18 protein-coding genes and 1 tRNA gene are annotated in these 18,255 nt (G+C 70.5%); 13 read left to right on the forward strand and 6 right to left on the reverse strand.

Annotated elements, in window-relative coordinates; genetic code table 11:
* Nucleotides 1-532: TauD/TfdA family dioxygenase (locus tag G6038_RS13780; RefSeq protein WP_165038429.1), on the reverse strand; the 532-nt coding region annotated here is incomplete at its 3' end.
* A 55-nt stretch (nt 533-587) separates the two neighbouring features.
* The gene (locus G6038_RS13785; RefSeq protein ID WP_165038430.1) at nt 588-1,562 is read right to left on the reverse strand and encodes a quinone oxidoreductase; all 975 of its coding nucleotides are present in this window, start codon (nt 1,560-1,562) and stop codon (nt 588-590) included.
* Between the two features lie 622 nt (nt 1,563-2,184).
* On the opposite strand from G6038_RS13785, the gene G6038_RS13790 reads away from it, so the two are divergent.
* From G6038_RS13790 to G6038_RS13825, 8 genes are all read left to right on the forward strand, one after another.
* On the forward strand, nt 2,185-3,330 hold the full coding sequence (locus G6038_RS13790) for an acyl-CoA dehydrogenase family protein (protein ID WP_165038431.1): 1,146 nt from the start codon (nt 2,185-2,187) through the stop codon (nt 3,328-3,330).
* Complete coding sequence (locus G6038_RS13795) at nt 3,327-3,554, forward strand: hypothetical protein (protein WP_165038432.1); 228 nt, start codon at nt 3,327-3,329, stop codon at nt 3,552-3,554. The genes G6038_RS13790 and G6038_RS13795 overlap by 4 nt, the downstream gene beginning before the upstream one ends.
* On the forward strand, nt 3,551-5,071 hold the full coding sequence (locus G6038_RS13800; RefSeq protein ID WP_165038433.1) for a long-chain fatty acid--CoA ligase: 1,521 nt from the start codon (nt 3,551-3,553) through the stop codon (nt 5,069-5,071). Before G6038_RS13795 ends, G6038_RS13800 begins: the two co-directional genes overlap by 4 nt.
* Nucleotides 5,068-6,774, forward strand: coding sequence for an alpha/beta fold hydrolase (locus tag G6038_RS13805; protein WP_165038434.1), 1,707 nt, complete (start codon nt 5,068-5,070; stop codon nt 6,772-6,774). The genes G6038_RS13800 and G6038_RS13805 overlap by 4 nt, the downstream gene beginning before the upstream one ends.
* Nucleotides 6,775-6,801: 27 nt before the next feature.
* Entirely contained in the window at nt 6,802-7,254 is a 453-nt protein-coding gene (locus G6038_RS13810) for a MaoC family dehydratase (protein ID WP_165038435.1), read from the forward strand.
* Nucleotides 7,251-8,075, forward strand: coding sequence for a poly(3-hydroxyalkanoate) depolymerase (gene phaZ, locus G6038_RS13815; protein WP_165038436.1), 825 nt, complete (start codon nt 7,251-7,253; stop codon nt 8,073-8,075). The genes G6038_RS13810 and phaZ overlap by 4 nt, the downstream gene beginning before the upstream one ends.
* A 170-nt stretch (nt 8,076-8,245) precedes the next feature.
* Nucleotides 8,246-9,280, forward strand: a complete 1,035-nt coding sequence (locus G6038_RS13820) for an AraC family transcriptional regulator (protein ID WP_165038437.1) — start codon at nt 8,246-8,248, stop codon at nt 9,278-9,280.
* 470 nt (nt 9,281-9,750) lie between these two features.
* Nucleotides 9,751-10,920 (forward strand): putative sulfate exporter family transporter, encoded by a 1,170-nt coding sequence (locus tag G6038_RS13825; RefSeq protein ID WP_346772817.1) that lies wholly within the window; start codon nt 9,751-9,753, stop codon nt 10,918-10,920.
* Nucleotides 10,921-10,993: 73 nt separating this feature from the next.
* Here the strand turns inward: G6038_RS13825 and G6038_RS13830 are convergent.
* Nucleotides 10,994-11,064 (reverse strand) — tRNA-Gly (locus tag G6038_RS13830).
* Nucleotides 11,065-11,284: 220 nt separating this feature from the next.
* Between G6038_RS13830 and G6038_RS13835 the strand changes: the two genes are divergently transcribed.
* Nucleotides 11,285-12,568 carry an alpha/beta hydrolase gene (locus G6038_RS13835; protein ID WP_165038438.1) on the forward strand — a complete coding sequence of 428 codons (1,284 nt, stop codon included), beginning with the start codon at nt 11,285-11,287 and terminating at the stop codon, nt 12,566-12,568.
* On the opposite strand, the gene G6038_RS13840 is transcribed toward G6038_RS13835, so the two are convergent.
* Nucleotides 12,519-13,340, reverse strand: a complete 822-nt coding sequence (locus tag G6038_RS13840) for an oxygenase MpaB family protein (RefSeq protein WP_165038439.1) — start codon at nt 13,338-13,340, stop codon at nt 12,519-12,521. The genes G6038_RS13835 and G6038_RS13840 overlap by 50 nt on opposite strands.
* 90 nt (nt 13,341-13,430) lie before the next feature.
* On the opposite strand from G6038_RS13840, the gene G6038_RS13845 reads away from it, so the two are divergent.
* Nucleotides 13,431-14,048, forward strand: coding sequence for a TetR/AcrR family transcriptional regulator (locus G6038_RS13845; protein WP_165038440.1), 618 nt, complete (start codon nt 13,431-13,433; stop codon nt 14,046-14,048).
* On the opposite strand, the gene G6038_RS13850 is transcribed toward G6038_RS13845, so the two are convergent.
* Nucleotides 14,023-15,375: an MFS transporter gene (locus G6038_RS13850; protein WP_165038441.1), complete on the reverse strand. Its 1,353-nt coding sequence runs from the start codon at nt 15,373-15,375 to the stop codon at nt 14,023-14,025. The genes G6038_RS13845 and G6038_RS13850 overlap by 26 nt on opposite strands.
* 158 nt (nt 15,376-15,533) lie before the next feature.
* Between G6038_RS13850 and dcd the strand changes: the two genes are divergently transcribed.
* Entirely contained in the window at nt 15,534-16,124 is a 591-nt protein-coding gene (gene dcd, locus G6038_RS13855; RefSeq protein ID WP_006947585.1) for a dCTP deaminase, read from the forward strand.
* 91 nt (nt 16,125-16,215) lie between these two features.
* On the opposite strand, the gene G6038_RS13860 is transcribed toward dcd, so the two are convergent.
* On the reverse strand, nt 16,216-16,470 hold the full coding sequence (locus G6038_RS13860) for a hypothetical protein (protein ID WP_165038442.1): 255 nt from the start codon (nt 16,468-16,470) through the stop codon (nt 16,216-16,218).
* A 286-nt stretch (nt 16,471-16,756) separates the two neighbouring features.
* Between G6038_RS13860 and G6038_RS13865 the strand changes: the two genes are divergently transcribed.
* Both G6038_RS13865 and G6038_RS13870 read left to right on the forward strand, forming a co-directional pair.
* On the forward strand, nt 16,757-17,794 hold the full coding sequence (locus G6038_RS13865; protein WP_165038443.1) for a patatin-like phospholipase family protein: 1,038 nt from the start codon (nt 16,757-16,759) through the stop codon (nt 17,792-17,794).
* 4 nt (nt 17,795-17,798) lie between these two features.
* A complete protein-coding gene (locus G6038_RS13870) occupies nt 17,799-18,236 on the forward strand; it encodes a PPOX class F420-dependent oxidoreductase (protein WP_165038444.1) in 438 nt (145 codons plus the stop codon).
* The last annotated feature ends 19 nt before the right edge of the window (nt 18,237-18,255 follow it).

Consider the following 18,255-nt stretch of genomic DNA (forward strand, 5'->3'; position numbering starts at 1 on the left):
GGGCGGCACCGAAGCTGGCCTCGATGCTGTGCCGGGCCCGCAGCCCGGCGATCCGGTCCTTGACCGACTGCGGCAGCCGCCGGTAGGCCTCGGCCATGTTCACCCAGACGGTGTCGCCGCCGACCGGCGGGATCTCCACGGCGCGCAGCACCGACCCCATCGGGGGGTTGGGCCGCCACGTGGCGTCGCAGTGGTAGGCGTTCTCGTAGTGCTCGGGCGCGCTGTCGAGATCCTTGTAGATCCGCACCAGACCGGGATGGTCGGGGTCGCTGCCGAGCGCCGGGTGATCCTCGAGCGGACCGAACCGCTCGGCCAGCGCCACGTGCTCGGCGCGGGTGATGTCCTGCCCCCGGAAGAACAGCACCTTGTGACGCAGCAGCAGCGCGTGCAGCTGTTCGAACAGCGCGTGGTCACGCGACACCTCCCCGAGGTCGATGTCGAACACCTCCGCGCCGATCGTGGCGGTCAACGGCTCGACCCGGAACGGGGTCACCGTCCGTGTCCGCCGGGGTGTCTCGCTTGTGACAGACATTTCTTGTCTCCTAGAAGAATTGGGGTTCGGTTTCGGTGTCGGGTAGTCGCCGGGATCAGAGGGTGAACACCGAGGTGCCGATGCTGGCGCCGGCCTCGAGGTCGCGGTGCGCGGCCACCGCGTCGGCCAGTTCGTAGCGCTGGTTGATCTCGATGCGGATCCGCCCGGCGGCGACGTGGCCGAACACCTCGCCGGCCAGTTCGGCCCGCTCGGCCGGGTCGGCGATGTAGTCCGCCAGCGCCGGACGGGTCACGAACAACGAGCCCTTCACCGCGAGCTGCATCGCGTCGATCGGCGGAATCGGTCCGGACGCGGTGCCGAAGCACACCAGCAGGCCGCGACGGGCCAGCGAGTCGAGCGAGGTTGCGAAGGTGGAGGCGCCGATGCTGTCGAACACCACCGGCACTCCGGCCCCGTCGGTGATCTCGCGGACCCGGGCGGGGACGTTCTCACGGGTGTAGACGATCACGTGCGCACAGCCGTTGGCGCGGGCGATCTCGGCCTTCGCGTCGCTGGACACAGTGCCGATCACGTTGATGCCCAGCAGATTCGCCCACTGGGTGACGATGGAGCCGACCCCGCCCGCGGCGGCGTGCAGCAGCACCGTGTCCCCGGCGCCCAGCGCGGCGATGCGCCGCAGCAGATACGCACTGGTGAGCCCGCGCATGGTCATCGACGCCGCGGTCTCGAACGCGATCCCGTCCGGGAGCGTGATCAGGTGCTCGGCCGGCATCACCCGTTCGGTGCTGTAGGCGCCCAGCGGGCTGCCGGTGTAGGTGACCCGGTCACCTTCCCGCACGTGCGACACACCGGCGCCGACGGCCTCGACCACACCCGCGGCCTCGACGCCCATGCCGGCCGGCAACGCGGCCGGGTAGAGCCCGGTCCGGAAGTAGGTGTCGGCGAAGTTGAGGCCGACCGCACCGTGGCGGATCCGGACCTCGCCCGGTCCGGGCTCGCCGACCTCGGCGTTCTCCCACCGCAGGACCTCCGGTCCACCGGTCTCGTAGAAACGAACGACCTTCGCCACTGTATTCTCCTTCTCGGTCCCGGGCGTTCGCGTCGTGACGACTCGAATATCCCAAACACTTTGCTGTGGAACAGCTTTGGATTCCTTCGGGTCTGCCGGTTCGGTTTGTGAGGCCGGTCACCGGTTGGCCCGTGCTGTGATGAACCCAACTCTAATCGGACCATCCCGGTAATACTTATCCTGACGGGACTTCAAATATTCACTTCGAGACGCGCCTGCAATTCGGCGGTCTCGCCGGCCTGGGACATTGATCCCGCCGGGGTGGGACCGACTGCGTCCCGGTGGCGGTGGTGTGAGACGGTGTCGGTGGATCGAGCCGAGCGGGGTTGCGTAGGTGGGCGACGAGGGTGCTCGTCGGATTCGCGTGGAGCGCAGGCGGTGTCGTCTGTGCGCAACCGACGCTGTCCCGATACGAATAGTCTGCTGACCCGATGAGATAAGTATTGTGGCGGCGGTCCGGCTACCGTGGAGTGGCAAGCCGAAGACCCGCATGGGTTCTCGATCGAGTCCCGCACTCCGCGGGCCACGTCACCAGCACCGGGATCGTCGATGTAGCCGGCCGGCGCGGCCACCTGCCCGACGTGCTCGAACGCACCCGTCGCCACCCCCACCAGGAAGATCGATGACCAGGACCATCTATACCCCCGACCACCTCGCCTTTCGTGACACGGTGCGTGATTTCACGCAGCGCCACCTGATTCCGGAGCACGAGCGGATCATCGAGCAGCGGTTCATCGACCGCGAGATCTGGATCGAGGCGGGCAAGCTCGGCCTGCTGGGGCTGGAGGTACCCGAACAGTACGGCGGCAGCGCGGCCGGGGACTACCGGTTCAACGCGGTTGTGGGGGAGGAGCTCTCGCGGGTGAGTGCGGCGATCGCGTCGAGTTTCGGCATCCATTACGACATCGTGGCGCCGTATCTGGTGGAGCTGACGACAGAGGAACAGAAGCAGCGGTGGCTGCCGGGGTTCTGCACCGGTGAACTGGTCGCCGCGATCGCGATGACCGAACCGGCCGCGGGATCGGACCTGGCCGGGTTGAAATCCACCGCCCGCCGCGACGGGGAGGACTGGATCCTCAACGGGTCCAAGACGTTCATCACCAACGGCTACCACGCCGACCTGGTGATCGTGGCCGCGAAGACCAGCCCGGAGAAGAAGGCCAAGGGCATCACCCTGTTCGCGGTCGAGACCGGCATGGCGGGCTTCGAACGGGGCCGCAAGCTGGACAAGGTCGGCCAACCCGAGTCCGACACCGCCGAGTTGTTCTTCACCGACGTGCGCGTCCCCGCGGCGAATGTGATCGGCGACGTGGACGGCGGGTTCGCGTACATGATGCGAATGCTGCCACAGGAACGGATCTGCGCGGCGGTGTCGAATCTCGCACACGCCGAGGCAATCCTGGCTGAGACCCTCGACTATGCCCGGGCGCGCAAGGCGTTCGGTCAGGCGATCGGCTCGTTCCAGTACAACAAGTTCCTCTTCGCCGAACTGGTCACCACGCTGGAGGTGGCACAGGCGTTCGTCGATCGGTGCGTGCAGGCGCACACCGAGGGGCGGCTGAGCGCGGTGGACGCCGCGAAGGCCAAGTGGTGGAGCTCGCAGGTGCAGAACCAGATCCTCGACAGCTGCGTGCAGCTGCACGGCGGCTACGGGTTCATGAACGAATACCGGGTCGCGCGGGCGTGGAAGGACGCCCGGGTGACCAAGATCTGGGCCGGGTCCAACGAGATCATGAAGGAGATCATCGGACGGGACCTCGGACTGTGAGCAGCACCGCGCCGACCACTCACGCGAGCGAATCCACCGAGTGGCTCGCCCGTCTGACGCCCACCCGGTTCGACGCCGGCGCACGCATCGCGTGGCTGGCCTGGGTGCTCGGCTCCATCCGCTGGGCTCCGGCGCTGTGCGTGCCCCCTCGGCCCCGCGCCGGCTCGTATACGACCACTGCTCACGACCCCTTTCTCGAACCACACCGGAGACCCACCACATGACCAATCTCAGTACCAATCTCGTTGTGTCAGCGCGCAACTACCCCGACAAGACCGCGTTGCGGTGCGGCGAGGACACGCTGTCGTTCGCCGAGTTCGACGCGGCCGCGGCGCGGGTGGCAACCCTGCTCGAACGGTCCGGGATCGCACCCGGTGACCGGGTCGCGGTGATGCTGCCCAACACCGCGGCGTTCGCGATCGTGTTCTACGGCATTCTGCGGCGCGGCGCCGTCGCGGTGCCGATGAACCCGCTGCTGAAGGCCCGCGAAATCGAGTTCTTCCTGACCAACACCGCCGCGTCGGCGCTGTTCGCGACCCCGGTGTTCGCCGAACAGGCCCGCGCCGCGGCCGATGCGGCCGACGCCCGGTTGTGGCTGGTGGACGACGACGACCTCGTCCGACTGATCGCCGACCTGCCGGCCCAGGCCGCGCCGGTGGCGCGGGCCGGTGAGGACACCGCGGTGATCCTGCACACCTCGGGTACTACCGGCAAGCCCAAGGGCGCCGAACTCACCCACGCCGGACTGGCCGGCAACGCCGAGGTGACCGCCCGCACCCTGATCCAGATCGGACCCGACGACGTGGTGATGGGCGCACTGCCGCTGTTCCACGCCTTCGGGCTCACCTGTGGGCTCAACGCCTCGGTCCTCGTGGGTGCCACGCTGACACTGGTGCCGCGGTTCGACCCTCGGATCGCGCTCGAGGTGATCGCCCGCGACCGGGTCACCGTGTTCGAGGGCGTGCCGACCATGTACGCCGCGATGCTCGGTGTCGCAGGGGAACTCGACGCGGCGGCGACGGCGAGCCTGCGAGTGTGCGTGTCCGGCGGCGCGTCGCTGCCGGTGGCGGTGCTCACCGACTTCGAGCAGACCTTCGACGCGGTGATCCTGGAAGGGTACGGGTTGTCGGAAACCTCGCCGGTCGCCTCGTTCAACCACCCGGACCGCGTCCGCAAGACCGGCTCGATCGGCACCCCGATCGAGGGCGTGCGGATGCGCGTCGTGGACGACGCCGGTGTCGAGGTACCGGCCGACCAGCCCGGCGAGATCCAGATCGCGGGACCGAACGTGATGAAGGGCTACTGGAACCTGCCCGAGGCGACCGCGGCCGCGATCGACGCGGCGGGCTGGTTCGCCACCGGCGACATCGGCCGCATGGACACCGACGGCTACTTCTACATCGTGGACCGCAAGAAGGACCTGATCATCCGCGGCGGGTTCAACGTCTATCCCCGCGAGGTCGAGGAGGTCGTCTACGAGCACCCTGCCGTGGCGGAGGCCGCAGTGGTCGGCATCCCGCACGACAGCCTCGGCGAGGAGATCGGTGCCGCGGTCACCCTCAAGCCCGGCGTGAGCGCCGACGCCGCCGAGATCGTCGCGTTCGTCAAGCAGCGGGTCGCCGCCTACAAGTACCCGCGTCACATCTGGATCCTCGACACCCTGCCGCAGGGGCCGACCGGCAAGATCCTGCGCCGCGACATCACCATCCCGACGTTCGAAAGCAGCAGCAACCGACCATGACCACCACCACCACCACCAAGCCGGCACACCGCCCCGTCGAGCTCGCCGCGCCGCTCGACCTGCTGCTGGCCGGCTCGGCCCGCGGCGTGGCCGGCCGGATGCTGCCCAACCGATCCTGGGCCCGGCTCGCGGGCGGGCTGGCCACCCGCCCGGGCACGCTCGCGCATCGCGGCGGCACCCTGGCCAGGGAACTCGCTGCCGTCGCCGCCGGCCGCGCCGACCGCGCACCCGGCAAGGGCGACAAACGATTCGCCGACCCGGCGTGGCAGAACAACCCCTGGTTGCACCGCACCATGCAGGCCTACCTCGCCACCGCCGACACCGCCTACAACCTGCTCGCCGACGCCGGCTTGGACTGGCGCGACGCCGAACGGATGCGGTTCGTGCTCGACAACCTCGTCGAGGGCCTCGCGCCGAGCAACAATCCGCTGCTCAACCCGCTCGGGTGGAAAGCGCTCATCGACACCGGCGGCCTGTCCGCGCTCCGCGGGGCGCGCGCGTTCGCCCGCGACATGGCCACCAAGCCGCGGGTGCCGGCGATGATCGAAGCCGGCGCCTACACCCTCGGCGAGACCGTCGCGGTCACACCCGGGGCAGTGGTGTTGCGCACCCCGGTGTTCGAGCTGATCCAGTACGCGCCGCAATCGGCGACCGTGCGCGAGGTGCCGCTGCTGATGGTGCCGCCGGTGATCAACAAGTACTACATCACCGACATCGCCCCCGGCCGCAGCATGATCGAGTATTTCGTCGCCCAGGGCCAGCAGGTGTTCGCCATCTCCTGGCGCAACCCCCACGCCGAGCATCGGGACTGGGACCTCGACACCTACGGCGCGGCGATCCTCGAGGCGATGGACGCCGTTCAGGCGATTACCGGCACCGACCGTACGCACCTGCAGGGCAGCTGCTCGGGCGGGATCCTGGCCGCGACGACCGCCGCGTACCTGGCCGCCACCGGCCACAGCGACCGGGTTGCCGGGCTCACCCTGGCGGTGACCGTGCTCGACCAGGCCCAGGCCGGGTTTGCCGCCGCCGCCCTCGACGAACGCACCGCCGAGACCGCGGTCGAACGCTCGCAGTCCAGGGGCTACCTGGACGGGGACGAGCTGACCGAGGTGTTCGCCTGGCTGCGCCCCACCGACCTGGTGTGGCGCTACTGGGTCAACAACTACCTGCAGGGCCGCCCGCCCGCGCCGTTCGACGTGCTGCACTGGAACGCCGACACCACTCGCATGGCCGCCGGCCTGCACCGCGACCTGGTCCGCATCGGCACCACCAACGCGCTGGCCACCCCCGGCACGATCGACCTGTTGGGCACCCCGATCGACCTCGGCGCGGTCACCGCCGACGCGTACGTGATCGGCGGCATCGCCGACCACATCTCGCCATGGCAGGCCTGCCACCGCAGCGCCGCCCTGCTCGGCGGCGCCGACACCCGGTTCGTGCTCTCCACCAGCGGGCACGTCGCCGCGCTGGTCAACCCACCCGGAAACCCCAAGGCGTCCTTCCGGGTCGGGCCCGTCGACGCGGACACCCCGGAGCAGTGGCTCGACCGCGCGACGGTCACCCGCGACTCCTGGTGGCCCGACTACACCACCTGGCTCGCCGCGCGCAGCGGCGCCACCGTCGCCGCACCCACCACGCTCGGCGGCGCCGACAACTCCCCGCTCGACCCCGCGCCCGGCACCTACGTACACCACACCTGACCCACCACGATCCCAGGAAGCGACATCATGACCACCACACTCGACAACCCGAAAGCACTGCTCGACCTGGTCGGGCGCGAACTCGGCCGCACCGACTGGCGCGAGATCACCCAGGAGCAGGTGAACCGGTTCGCCGACGCCACCGGCGACCACCAGTGGATCCACACCGACCCCGACCGGGCCGTGGCCGGACCGTTCGGCACCACCATCGCGCACGGCTACCTCACCCTGTCGCTGACGCCGCTCGTGCTCGCCGAGGTACTCACCATCGACCACCTCGGGATGGCAGTGAACTACGGGGCGAACAAGGTCCGCTTCCCCGCACCGGTCCCGGTCGGAGCCCAAGTGCGCGCCACCGTCACCCTCACCGCCGCAGTGGAGAAACCCGCCGGCATCGAGGCCGTGTTCACCCTCGTCTACGAGATCCAGGGCGGGGAGCGGCCGGTGTGCGTCGCCGAAGTCGTCGTCGTCTACCGATGACCGGAGACGCCCGCACTACGCAGCGCACCGTCACCGTGGGCCGGCAACGCATCCGGGTCCGCATCCGGCGCGGGTCCGGGGTGCCGCTGGTGCTGTGCAACGGGATCGGCGCCGGGCTCGAGGTGCTCGACCCGTTCGTCGCCGCCCTCGACCCGGCCACCACGATCGTCCGGTTCGACGTCCCCGGCGCCGGCGGGTCGCCGACCTCGTTCGCGCCCTACGGGTTCGGCTACCTCGCGCGGTTGCTGGGGCGGGTCCTCGACCGGCTCGGTATCGGCGTGGTGGACGTCCTCGGCCTGTCCTGGGGCGGGGCGCTGGCCCAGCAGTTCGCCTTCCAGAACCCGCGCCGGTGCCGGCGACTCGTGCTCGTCGCCACCGCCACCGGGGCGGTCATGGTGCCCGGACATCCCCGGGTGCTCGCCAAGATGCTCACCGCTCGCCGGTTCACCGACCCCGACCATGCCGCAGCGATCGCCGGCCAGATCTACGGCGGTACCGCGAGACACCGCGGCGACGACATCGCCGCCCTCTTCGACGCCCAGACCCACGCCGGATCGACGATCGGTTACCTGCACCAGTTGCTTGCCGGTGCCGTGTGGACCAGCCTGCCGATGCTTCCCGCCATCCGCCAACCCACGCTGATCGTCGCCGGCACCGACGACCCCATCGTCCCGATCGTCAACGCCCACATCCTGCACCGGCTACTGCCCCACGCCACCCTGCACCTGCACGACGGCGGACACATCGAACCCATCACCGCCGCCGGCAGACTCGCCCCGGTGATCGACGCCTTCCTCCACGAACCCGAACAACGACGATGACGATCACCAACGGCCGCCGACGCATGCAGTCGCCGCGGGGGACCGTTCGCGCCCCCGCGCTGCGGAGCAGCCGTCGACATCGCCGCCTGCCTGTACGTGTCTCACTGCCCGATCGGGCGTATCTTGAGGTGACATAGGTGTTCTCTCCGGGGCGAGAGGTGGGGCCGGACATGAAGCCGTTGGCCCGCTACGCCGCGATCACGGGGTACGCCGACCTGTGTGCGTCGCTGGGCACGGATCCGACGCCACTGCTGCGCAGCGTCGGGCTCGACCCCGCCGGGTTGGGGCTGCCGGACCGGTGGATCCCCGCCGTCGCGATCGCCCGCCTGCTGGAACGCTCGGCCGCCGCGACCCGCCGCCCCGACTTCGCGCTGCGGCTCGTCGAGCGGCGCCGCTTCGCCAGCCTCGGCCCGGTGAGCCTGGTCATCCGGGAGGAACCCGACGTCCGCAGCGCGCTGAAGTTTCTGATGCGCTATCAGCACATGTACAACGAGGCCCTGCGACTACGGTTGGTCGAGGCAGAGGACGTGGCGACGATCCGGGTGGCGCTCGAGTTGGGCGAACCCGCCGACACCCGGCAGGCCACGGAACTGGCGACGGGGGTACTGCACGGGCTGTTGCGCGATTTCCGCGGCGGCCGCTGGCAGCCCCTGGCGGTCTGCTTCACCCACTTCGCGCCCGAGGACATCAGCGCCCACCTCGAGGCGTTCGGCCCGATGGTCAAGTTCGACCAGGAGTTCTCCGGAATCGTCCTCTACACAAGCGATCTCGATGCACCCAACGCCCTGTCGGGCCCCTCGATCGGCCCGTATGCGCGCCAATTCCTCGACACCATCGACACCCGGACCGAGGCGACGCCCGTCGCCCGGGTCCGCGAGCTGATCGAACTGCTGCTGCCCACCGGGCGATGCTCGGTCGAACAGGTCGCCCGCAGTCTCGGGGTCGACCGGCGCACCGTACACCGCCATCTCGCCGAGGCGGGGCAGAACTACACCGCGGTGCTCACCGCCACCCGCGTGGACCTGGCCGAACACCTCGTCGCCGGCCGGCGCTACTCGCTCACCGAGGTCGCCGACCTGCTCGGTTTCTCCTCGGCCAGCAACTTCTCCCGCTGGTTCAGCAGCGAATTCGATTGCAGCCCAAGGCAATGGCGCGCCAAACATTGGACGGACGCCGGCGTGCGAGCCGGGGCCGCGCTGGTATGACACCGTGCTGCGAGCCGCCACAGTGCCGGCGGCGACCCCGAGGGTCCGACGGTCGGTGGACGGGCATCCGGCGAGTTGCCGGCAGAGCGATGCATCTCATCCCGGCGTGATGCCGGCTCCGCTGGTGTGCCGCGTCGTCGATCGATCCGGTCCGGAGGGCCGGGGTTCGACCTCCGCACGGTGTCCCATATCGAATACATCATGTCCCGATAGGGACAGTATGCCGTGCCGGATCCGGATACCGTGAGGTGCGTCGCATTTCAGGCCCTGCAGGGATCCCCGGTCGGGTCGGGGTGACCGTGGCCGGCTCGAGCGCGGCGACGGTCACCCCGGCGAGCCGGTCACCGCGAAGTGTCCGTAATGCACCGATTTGGAACAGATCTCGGACCCCACCGAGAGTGAGGACCCGGTCCCCACGTCGAATACCCGGCCGGGCCGGGTTTCCCTGGCCTACATGACGACGAAAGAGAGTGTGCAGCGTGCTGGATGCTACCGCGGCCACGGAGTCCGACCGCAGAGATGCCGACCACGACACGTCGGTCGGAGCGGATACGCGGCCGGCCGCGGGTGTGGTGACCGGCCGTGCCGAGTCGCGCGGCCGCGGCACCTGGCTCGATGGGAAGGTCGCGCTCGAACGGGCGCGTGCATTGCTGCCCGGATTGGTGTTGTCTGCCGCGGCGGCGGCGGTGGCAGTTGTCGCGGCGCCCCTGCTGGGTGGGATCAGCCCTCTGCTGATCGCGATCCTGCTCGGCGCGGTGGTCGCGAATCTGGGAACGCTGCCGACGGTTTTCGAACCGGGTGTGACCGTCGCCTCGCGGCGGCTGCTCCGCATCGGGGTAGCGCTGCTGGGTCTGCAACTGCTGCTGCCGAACGTGCTGGCACTGGGGTGGGGGACGCTCGCGGTGGTCGCTGCAGTGGTCGGCCTGGGCATCGCCGGGTCGATGGCGCTCGGGAAGGTGCTCGGGATCGGCTGGACGCAACGGCTGCTGATCGCGTGCAGTTTCTCGATCTGCGGTGCCGCGGCCGCGGCCGCCGTCGACGGCGTGGTGAACGCACGTAAGCGCGAACTGGTGACCACCATCGCGCTGGTCGTCGTCTTCGGCACCGTGATGATCCCGGCTCTTCCCGCGGCTGCAAACGCCCTGGGCCTGGATTCGACCCAGGCGGGAATGTGGGCCGGCGCGGCGATTCACGAGGTGGCGCAGGTGGTCGCGGCCGGCGGCGCGCTCGACGCGGGGTCGTCGGCCGCGGCGGCGGGCGGAGGCGCCCTGGCCATTGCGGTGACGGTCAAGCTGGCCCGGGTGGCGCTGCTGGCACCGGTGGTCGCGTGGATCGGGGTGGCGTCACGACGCCGCACTGCCGCGCCCATGCAGACGCGGCGACCGCCCTTGGTGCCGCTGTTCCTGGTGGGGTTCCTCGCCTGCGTGGCGCTGCGGGCCACCGGTGTTCTCGGACCGGCGTGGCTCGACGCCGCGCGACTGACCCAGACCGCGCTGCTCACCGCCGCGATGTTCGCGCTCGGTACCGGGGTCCGGCTGTCCGTGTTGCGCGGTGTCGGGTGGCGGCCCTTCGCTCTCGCCGCCGCCTCGACGATCGTTGTCGCCGCGACCGCGCTCGCCGGGGTGCTGCTGGTCGGTTAGCCGGCACGTGGGGGACAACCCGCCAACGACGAAGGCCCCGGCTGGGCGATGCGCCGGCCAGGGCCTTCAGGAGAGCCGATGACGGGAATCGAACCCGCGTATTCAGCTTGGGAAGCTGATGTTCTACCATTGAACTACATCGGCACGCTGGGCTTTTGCCGATTTCTCGGCTCCGTCCCAGGCTCGTCGCACACTGTAGCAGACTCCGCGCGGCCGCCGTCACATCCACCCCGGAGCGTTCCGTTTCGAGGGGGAGGTTGTTGCGGCAAACGCCGAGTGGAGGGCTCCGGAACCGCCCCCTCGTCGCCGGAACCTCCCGCTCACCCGCCGCGACAGCGGACCGTCGCACCCGCACACTGGGAACATGAAGGCCACGGGGGAGCGGTCCGAGGCGTCCGAGCTGGCTCGGCTGCTGCTGGACGAGGTGGGCGCGGCGACCGGGGGCGTGCAGGCGATGCACCGCAGCATCTCCGACCGGGTGTTCGGGGCGGTCGCGCTAGGTGTCGGGACGCCGGCGCTGGCGGTGAAGGCCGCGCACGACACGCTCGCCGACGGGGTCTATGCCGCGATCAGGGGTGCCGCGGCGGCGACGGGGAAGCTGGCCGTGCTGGGGCTCGCGGAGTCCACCGGCGACCGGTTGCCGTCGGAGAGCGTCCGCGGGGCGATGGCAATCGCCGCGGTCGAGGGTCTCATCGGCGACGTCCTCGAGGCCGAGGGCTCACCGCTGGCGCTGCCGATGTCGGTGCGGGTGGACAGCCGGGTCGTGCCGCTCACGGCGGACGGCCTCGCTCGCGCGTTCCCGCACGCGACGGGCCGCGTGGTGGTGTTCGTCCACGGGCTGATGGAGACCGAGACGACGTGGCGGTTCGGTGGCCGCCGCACCTACGGCGAACGACTCGTCGACGATCTCGGCTGCACGTCCGTGTTCGTCCGCTACAACACGGGCCGGCGCATCTCCGCGAACGGGCGGGAACTGTCGGCGCTGCTCGACGCGCTCGTGCGGGCGTGGCCGCGCGGGGTCGAGCAGCTCGCGCTGATCGGCCACTCCATGGGCGGGCTCGTCGCGCGCAGCGCCTGCTTCTACGGCACCGAGACCGATGCGGCGTGGACTCATCCTGTGCGCCATGTCGTTTCGCTCGGATCCCCGCATCTGGGGGCGCCGCTCGAGCAGGTGGTGCACTACGCGAGCGCCGCGCTCGTCGCGGTCCCGGAATTGCGGCCGTTCGGGACGCTGCTGCGACGGCGCAGCGCCGGCATCCGCGACCTGAACCAGGGCGCCGTGGTGGACGAGGACTGGTCCGGCCGCGGCATCGACGACCTGCGCCGCGCCGTGTGCCGGGAGGTCCCCCTACTCGAGGGGGCGATGCACTGCTTCGTGTCGGCGACCCTGACGCGCAGCCCGGCTCATCCGGTGGGGCGGTTGCTCGGGGACGGACTCGTCCTCGTGCCGAGCGCGTCGGGGCACGGCCGGACCCGGCGCATCGGCTTCCGCATGGAGGACGGCATGCACCGGGCGCCGGCGCACCATCTGACGCTGCTCAACGACGACGAGGTCTACGGGCAGCTGCTGATGTGGCTGCGTACCGGCCCCGAAGGGACTAGACCAGCGGACGACCCGTCCGGATCCGCCGGCGCAGATCGGCCATGAGCAGCCGGTTGGGGGCTTCGCGCAGCGCCACCGGGATCCGCGAGTTGATCGCGCCGAGGGTTCGCGTGAGCCGGTCGAAGCGGCGCTGGTCGCGCGGGCTCCACGGCAGCCGCATCCGGTCGCGGAACATCGGGGGCAGGAAGCCGGTGGTGAGGAACAGGTTGAGCCGGCCGAACAGCAGCGAGACCGGGCGGGGCAGGAACCGCATGGTGGCGATGGCACAGAGGTGATCGCGCACGACGTCGTCGATGTCGACCTTGGCGAGTGCTTCGTTCCAGTACTCCTCGAACGCCTCCCGGTCGGCCGGCCACAGGTCGGGCTTGACCTGCAGGGTGGTGCCGAAGGCGGCGCCCTTGCGGTAGTACCACTCGACGGCCTCGGCCGGGATCGGTCCGTAGAGCGCGTTGTGCACGTCCTCGAAGCCGCGGTAGATGCACGCGGCCACCCACAGCTGCAGTTCGGGGTCGAAGGCGTTGTATTCGACCGGGCTCGCCTCGGTGGAGCGGACGTGGCGGTGGGCGGTGTTGACGGCGCGCCGGAAGAGTTGCTTCTCCTCGTCGGTGCCGGTGGCCGCGACGGCGAGGTAGGTGAGGGTGGTGCGGGTGCGCTTGATCGGATGGTCGAACAGCCGGCCGGAGGCGACGCGGCTCTCGACGACGCCGTAGCCGACGCCGGGGTGGGACAGCTGCATGATGACGTTCGCCGCGCCGGCCATGAGGCCGAGGCCGTCCATGACGTCGTCGAACTCGGCAGGCTTCTCGAGGGTGGTCACGAGGTCGATCCCTTCGTCCGTCCGATATGTGAGCACGACTGTAGTCACATATATGATCGGGGTAAAGGGCTCTCCTGAGAAGATGGACGGATGGCGACAGGACGGCTCTACGGGGGGCGTGGGGGAGAACAGCGGCAGGCGAAACGGCGGGCGCAGCTCATCGAGGCCGGGCTCGACATCCTCGGCGGACCCGACGGCGATCACACCCTGTCCGTCCGCGGCGTGTGCAAGCGCACCGGCCTGGCCTCGCGCTACTTCTACGAGAACTTCCCCGACCGTGACGAACTCACCGTCGCCGTGTACGACCACGTGATCCAGCGGATCGCCGAGAGCACCCTGCGCGCGGTCACGGAGGCGCCGCGCGACGAACGGTCGGTGGTCCGGGCCGGCGTGGAGAACATCGTCCGCGAGGTCGCCGAGGACCCGCGCATGGGCCGGCTGATCTTCTCCGTCAGCCAGGCCAACCCCCAGCTGGTGAGCCGGCGACTCGAGTCGTCGCGCATGTTCGCCGGGCTGGTGACGGCGCAGGCGGTGGACTTCTTCGAGGTGAGCTCGACGCCCCGGCTCGACCTTGCGGCGCACTTCGTCGTCGGGGGCCTCGCGCAGGTGCTCACGGCGTGGCTCGAGGGCGACAGTCCGCTGAGCCAGGACGAGGTGATCGAGGCCTGCACCGACTTCCTGCTCACGATGTCGTCGCAGGCCCGCTGACGCGCAGGCGCCCGCTCGCCGCCCCCGCCGCGGCCGCGACCACCGCGGCGCCGGCGAACACCGCCGCGAACCCCCAGCCCGTCGCGTGCGACAACCCGAACACCACCGCGCCGACGGACAGCCAGAGCGACTGGCCGACGGCATCGTTGACCTGCATGGCCGCGGTGTTCGCGCCGGTGCGCTCGGGCGGCGACCAGTCGAGCAGCAGCACCGACGCCGACACGAACGCCAGCCCGATCCCCAGGCCCGCCAGGCCCCAGCCGAGCAACGGAACGATCGTCCGGACCGCGGGCGCGGCGACCGTCGCCGTCACCGGGATCGCCGCCACCAGCGCGACCACGCCGATCCGGATCCGGCGCACCGGATCCGCGAGCATCCGCGCGTGCGCCGCGAGCCACGATCCCGCGAACCAGGCCACCGCCGACAGCGTGAGGAAGCCGCCGGCCGCCGCAGGGGAGTAGCCCCGGAACTGCACCAGGGCCAGCGGCACGTAGACCTCCACGCCGAAGAACGCCGCGCCGGCCAGGGCCCGCGCCGCCAGCAGCGCGGGCAGGCCCGGACCGAACCGCCACGTTCCCCGCGGTAGCAGTCGCGGCACCGCCCACGCCACGGCCACCAGCGAAACCAGCAGCACCACCGGCCATCCCGCCACGGACCGCTGCCCGGCGATGCCGAGTCCCAGCACGGCGACCGCCGCAACGGCGCCGCGGCCGAGCGACCACGGTTGATCCCCGGCACCGGGGGCGGCCGTGCCGCGCAGCGCCGGGATCAGCGCCGCGACCGCGACCACCGCGGGAACGGGCGCGACCGCGAACACCCAGCGCCACCCGAACCCGTCGGCCAGCGCACCCGCCAACGGTGGACCCAGCAGCGCCGGCAGCAACCAGGCACTTGTCAGAACGGTGAACACCCGGGCCCGCAGCTGCTCCGGGTAGGCGGCGGCCACCACCACGTAGAGGCTCACCCCCACCAGTCCCGCGCCCAGGCCCTGCACGGCGCGGGCGGCGAGGAACACCGTCATGTCCGTCGCCGCCGCCGCGCCGACCACACCACCGGCGAACACCACCACCCCGGTATACAGCGCCGGGGCGGGACCGGCCCGGTCGATCCACGGCCCGGCCAGCCGGATCCCGAAGACCGACACCGCGATCGGTGCCGCGAACGCCAGCGCGTAGGAGCCGTAGTCGCCGAACTCGTGGCCGACGAGCGGCATCACGGTGGCGACGGCGAACGACTCGAACGCGACGAGGAACGCGAGTGCGAAGACCCCGGTCGTGGTGACCCGGTACCGCGCGGACCACAGGGGTGGATCCGCGACGGTGGTCACCGCGCCACCTCGACGAGTTCGACGAGAACGTCGGGGCTGCCGAATCGGCGTCGGACGACGGCGCGCATGTCTCCTCCTGGCTGTCCGCGGGTACGGAACCCAGCCAACAACCTCGAGCCGACTCGAGGTCAAGCGGCGCGGTTGTTAACCTCTACCTCGTGCTGCTCTCCGATCGCGACATCCGCGCCGAGGTCGCCTCCGGGCGTCTCGGCATCGACCCCTTCGATGCGGCGATGGTGCAGCCGTCGAGTGTGGACGTACGGCTCGACAGCCTGTTCCGCGTCTTCAACAACACCCGCTACACGCACATCGACCCTGCGCAGCGGCAGGACGAGCTCACCTCGCTCGTGCAGGCCCCGCCCGGGGAGCCGTTCGTGCTGCACCCGGGCGAGTTCGTGCTCGGCTCCACGATGGAGACGTGCAGCCTGCCCGACGACCTCGCCGGCCGTCTCGAGGGCAAGTCGTCGCTCGGCCGCCTCGGACTGCTGACCCACTCCACGGCGGGGTTCATCGACCCGGGCTTCAGCGGGCACATCACCCTCGAGCTCTCCAACGTCGCCAACCTGCCGATCACGCTGTGGCCGGGGATGAAGATCGGGCAGCTGTGCCTGTTCCGGCTGACCAGCCCGGCCGAGCACCCCTACGGCAGCGCCGCCGTCGGGTCGAAGTACCAGGGCCAGCGCGGCCCGACGCCGTCGAAGGCGTATCTCAACTTCGTGCGCGAACACCCCGACGCCCGCCCGAGCTGACCGGGCGGTTGTCGCGCCGAAGGGGCGGTTGCTGCGCGGGCCTCTCGACGTTCGCCGCAACAACGACCCCCTCGAAACGACACACTCCCGCTCAGCCGCCGAGATTCGCGACGGTCGCCTCGAGCGCCGCCGCGTGGAACTCCAGATCGGTGTCGTTGTAGTCCCGGTCCTTCGGCAACTGCTCGCGCAGCTCGTCGCGAGTGACGATCGCCAGGGCGCGGTTCTCGTCGGTCAGCTCGCCCGCGCCGACGACCCGCGGCCGGCCGCCCTGCAGGATCAGCGTCGCGCCGTCGAGCGACGACTCGAGCAGCGCGCGCAGCGTGTCCGCTGTGACGTGAGTGTTCACGGGTTTGTCTCCTCCGGTCGTGGTCCTCCCTGCCGAAGGCGTACCCGTCCGGTTGCGGTTCAATCGTGGCGACGGACCGATCCGAGCCCTGCGACGTCGTCGCCCGGATCGCGATTTGCTGCCAGCGTTCCCGCGGTGCCCGGCATAGTGTGAAAGGGACAGGGGAGCCGGGTGGGTCCGTGCCCCGAACAGTTCGTCGATGCGGCACTGCGGTGCAGGAGGAGGCGGCCATGTACGGGTGCGAACGGACCGTTCCGGGCGGCGGACGCGACCCCGGGGGTGTGCGATGACCGCAGCCCCGCACCCGGACGTCGCGGACCTCGTCCTCGCCGGCGGCGGGGTGAAGGGCATCGGCCTCGCCGGCGCCGTCGTGGCTCTGGCCGACGCCGGATACCGGCTCAACCGGGTGTCGGGCACGTCCGCGGGGGCGGTGGTCGGCGCCATCGTCGCGGCCGGATCGAAGGCCGGGTGGACGGGCGAGCAGATGCGCGACGCCGTCTTCGGGATCAAGTACCGCAAGTTCCTCGACCCGGGGCCCGTCGAACGGATTCCCCTGCTGGGTCCCGCATTCGCGGTGCTCCGGGGGTCGGGGATCTACCAGGGTGACTACGCGCACGCCTGGATCCGGGACACGCTGAAGGACCTGGGCGTCAGCACCTTCGGGGATCTGCGGATGGACGACGAGGACATCCCCGAGGAGCGACGGTACCGGCTGGTGGTTACCGTCACGGACATCACGCGGGGCCTGCTGGTCCGGCTGCCGTGGGACTACCGCTCGGTCTACGGCCTCGATCCGGACGAGCAGTCGGTGGCCGACGCGGTGCGCGCGTCCATGTCGATCCCGTTCTACTTCCGGCCCGCCACGCTCACCGCCACGTCCGGGTTGACGTCGACCCTGGTCGACGGCGGGCTGCTGTCGAACTTCCCGATCGACTCGCTCGACCGGATCGACACCGAGCAGCCCCGCTGGCCCACCTTCGGCGTCACCGTGTTGCCGAACCTGCCCGCCGACAACGACAAGGTCCTCCCGCCGCTGCGGCTGCTGCGTCCGTTCTCGGCCCTCGGCGACTCCCCGGAGCTGATCGAGGGCATCGTCACCACCGTGCTCGTCGGCCGCGACCAGGCCCACCTCAACCAGCCGTGGGTCAGCGCCCGCACGATCCGCGTCGACTCGACCGACGTGGGGGTCCTCGACTTCCACCTCGACAAGTCCGAGATCGAGGCGCAGTTCGCCAAGGGATACGAGGCGGCGCAGGGGTTCCTGTCGACCTGGAACTGGGTCGAGTACGTCAAACGCTACCGCTCCCACGGAAAGAGATGGTGAGTCCATGACGACGGCCGCAGACCGGATCGAATCACTGTTCGCTGCAACGAAGATCGGCGCCCTCGTCACGCTGAAGCGGGACGGGCGGCCGCAGCTGTCCAACATCGTCTACCACTACGACCCCGGCGCCCGGGCCTTCTCGGTCTCCGTCACCGACGGGCGGGCCAAGACCGCGAACGTGCGCCGCGACCCACGCGTGAGCCTGTACGTCAGCGCCGCGGACGGCTGGGCGTACGCGGTCGCGGAGGGCACCGCCGAGCTGTCGCCCGTCGCGAAGGACCCGCACGACGACACCGTCGGGGAACTCGTCGCCCTGTATCGGGAGGTGCAGGGCGAACATCCGGACTGGGACGAGTTCCGGGACGCGATGGTCGCCGACCGCCGCCTCGTGCTGCGGATGCGGGTGGAACGGTTCTACGGGATGACCGGACCGACCGGCTGATCCGGACGAAAGGGGGAGA

The organism is Rhodococcus sp. 14C212, from assembly GCF_011058195.1.
Lineage (GTDB): Bacteria > Actinomycetota > Actinomycetes > Mycobacteriales > Mycobacteriaceae > Rhodococcus > Rhodococcus aetherivorans.

Bases quoted from the DNA above. Each gene is read 5' to 3' on its own strand.
- G6038_RS13790 (WP_165038431.1), top strand. From the start codon at position 2,185: ATGACCAGGACCATCTATACCCCCGACCACCTCGCCTTTCGTGACACG.
- G6038_RS13800 (WP_165038433.1), top strand. From the start codon at position 3,551: ATGACCAATCTCAGTACCAATCTCGTTGTGTCAGCGCGCAACTACCCC.
- G6038_RS13805 (WP_165038434.1), top strand. From the start codon at position 5,068: ATGACCACCACCACCACCACCAAGCCGGCACACCGCCCCGTCGAGCTC.
- G6038_RS13810 (WP_165038435.1), top strand. From the start codon at position 6,802: ATGACCACCACACTCGACAACCCGAAAGCACTGCTCGACCTGGTCGGG.
- phaZ (WP_165038436.1), top strand. From the start codon at position 7,251: ATGACCGGAGACGCCCGCACTACGCAGCGCACCGTCACCGTGGGCCGG.
- G6038_RS13820 (WP_165038437.1), top strand. From the start codon at position 8,246: ATGAAGCCGTTGGCCCGCTACGCCGCGATCACGGGGTACGCCGACCTG.
- G6038_RS13835 (WP_165038438.1), top strand. From the start codon at position 11,285: ATGAAGGCCACGGGGGAGCGGTCCGAGGCGTCCGAGCTGGCTCGGCTG.
- G6038_RS13845 (WP_165038440.1), top strand. From the start codon at position 13,431: ATGGCGACAGGACGGCTCTACGGGGGGCGTGGGGGAGAACAGCGGCAG.
- G6038_RS13865 (WP_165038443.1), top strand. From the start codon at position 16,757: ATGACCGCAGCCCCGCACCCGGACGTCGCGGACCTCGTCCTCGCCGGC.
- G6038_RS13870 (WP_165038444.1), top strand. From the start codon at position 17,799: ATGACGACGGCCGCAGACCGGATCGAATCACTGTTCGCTGCAACGAAG.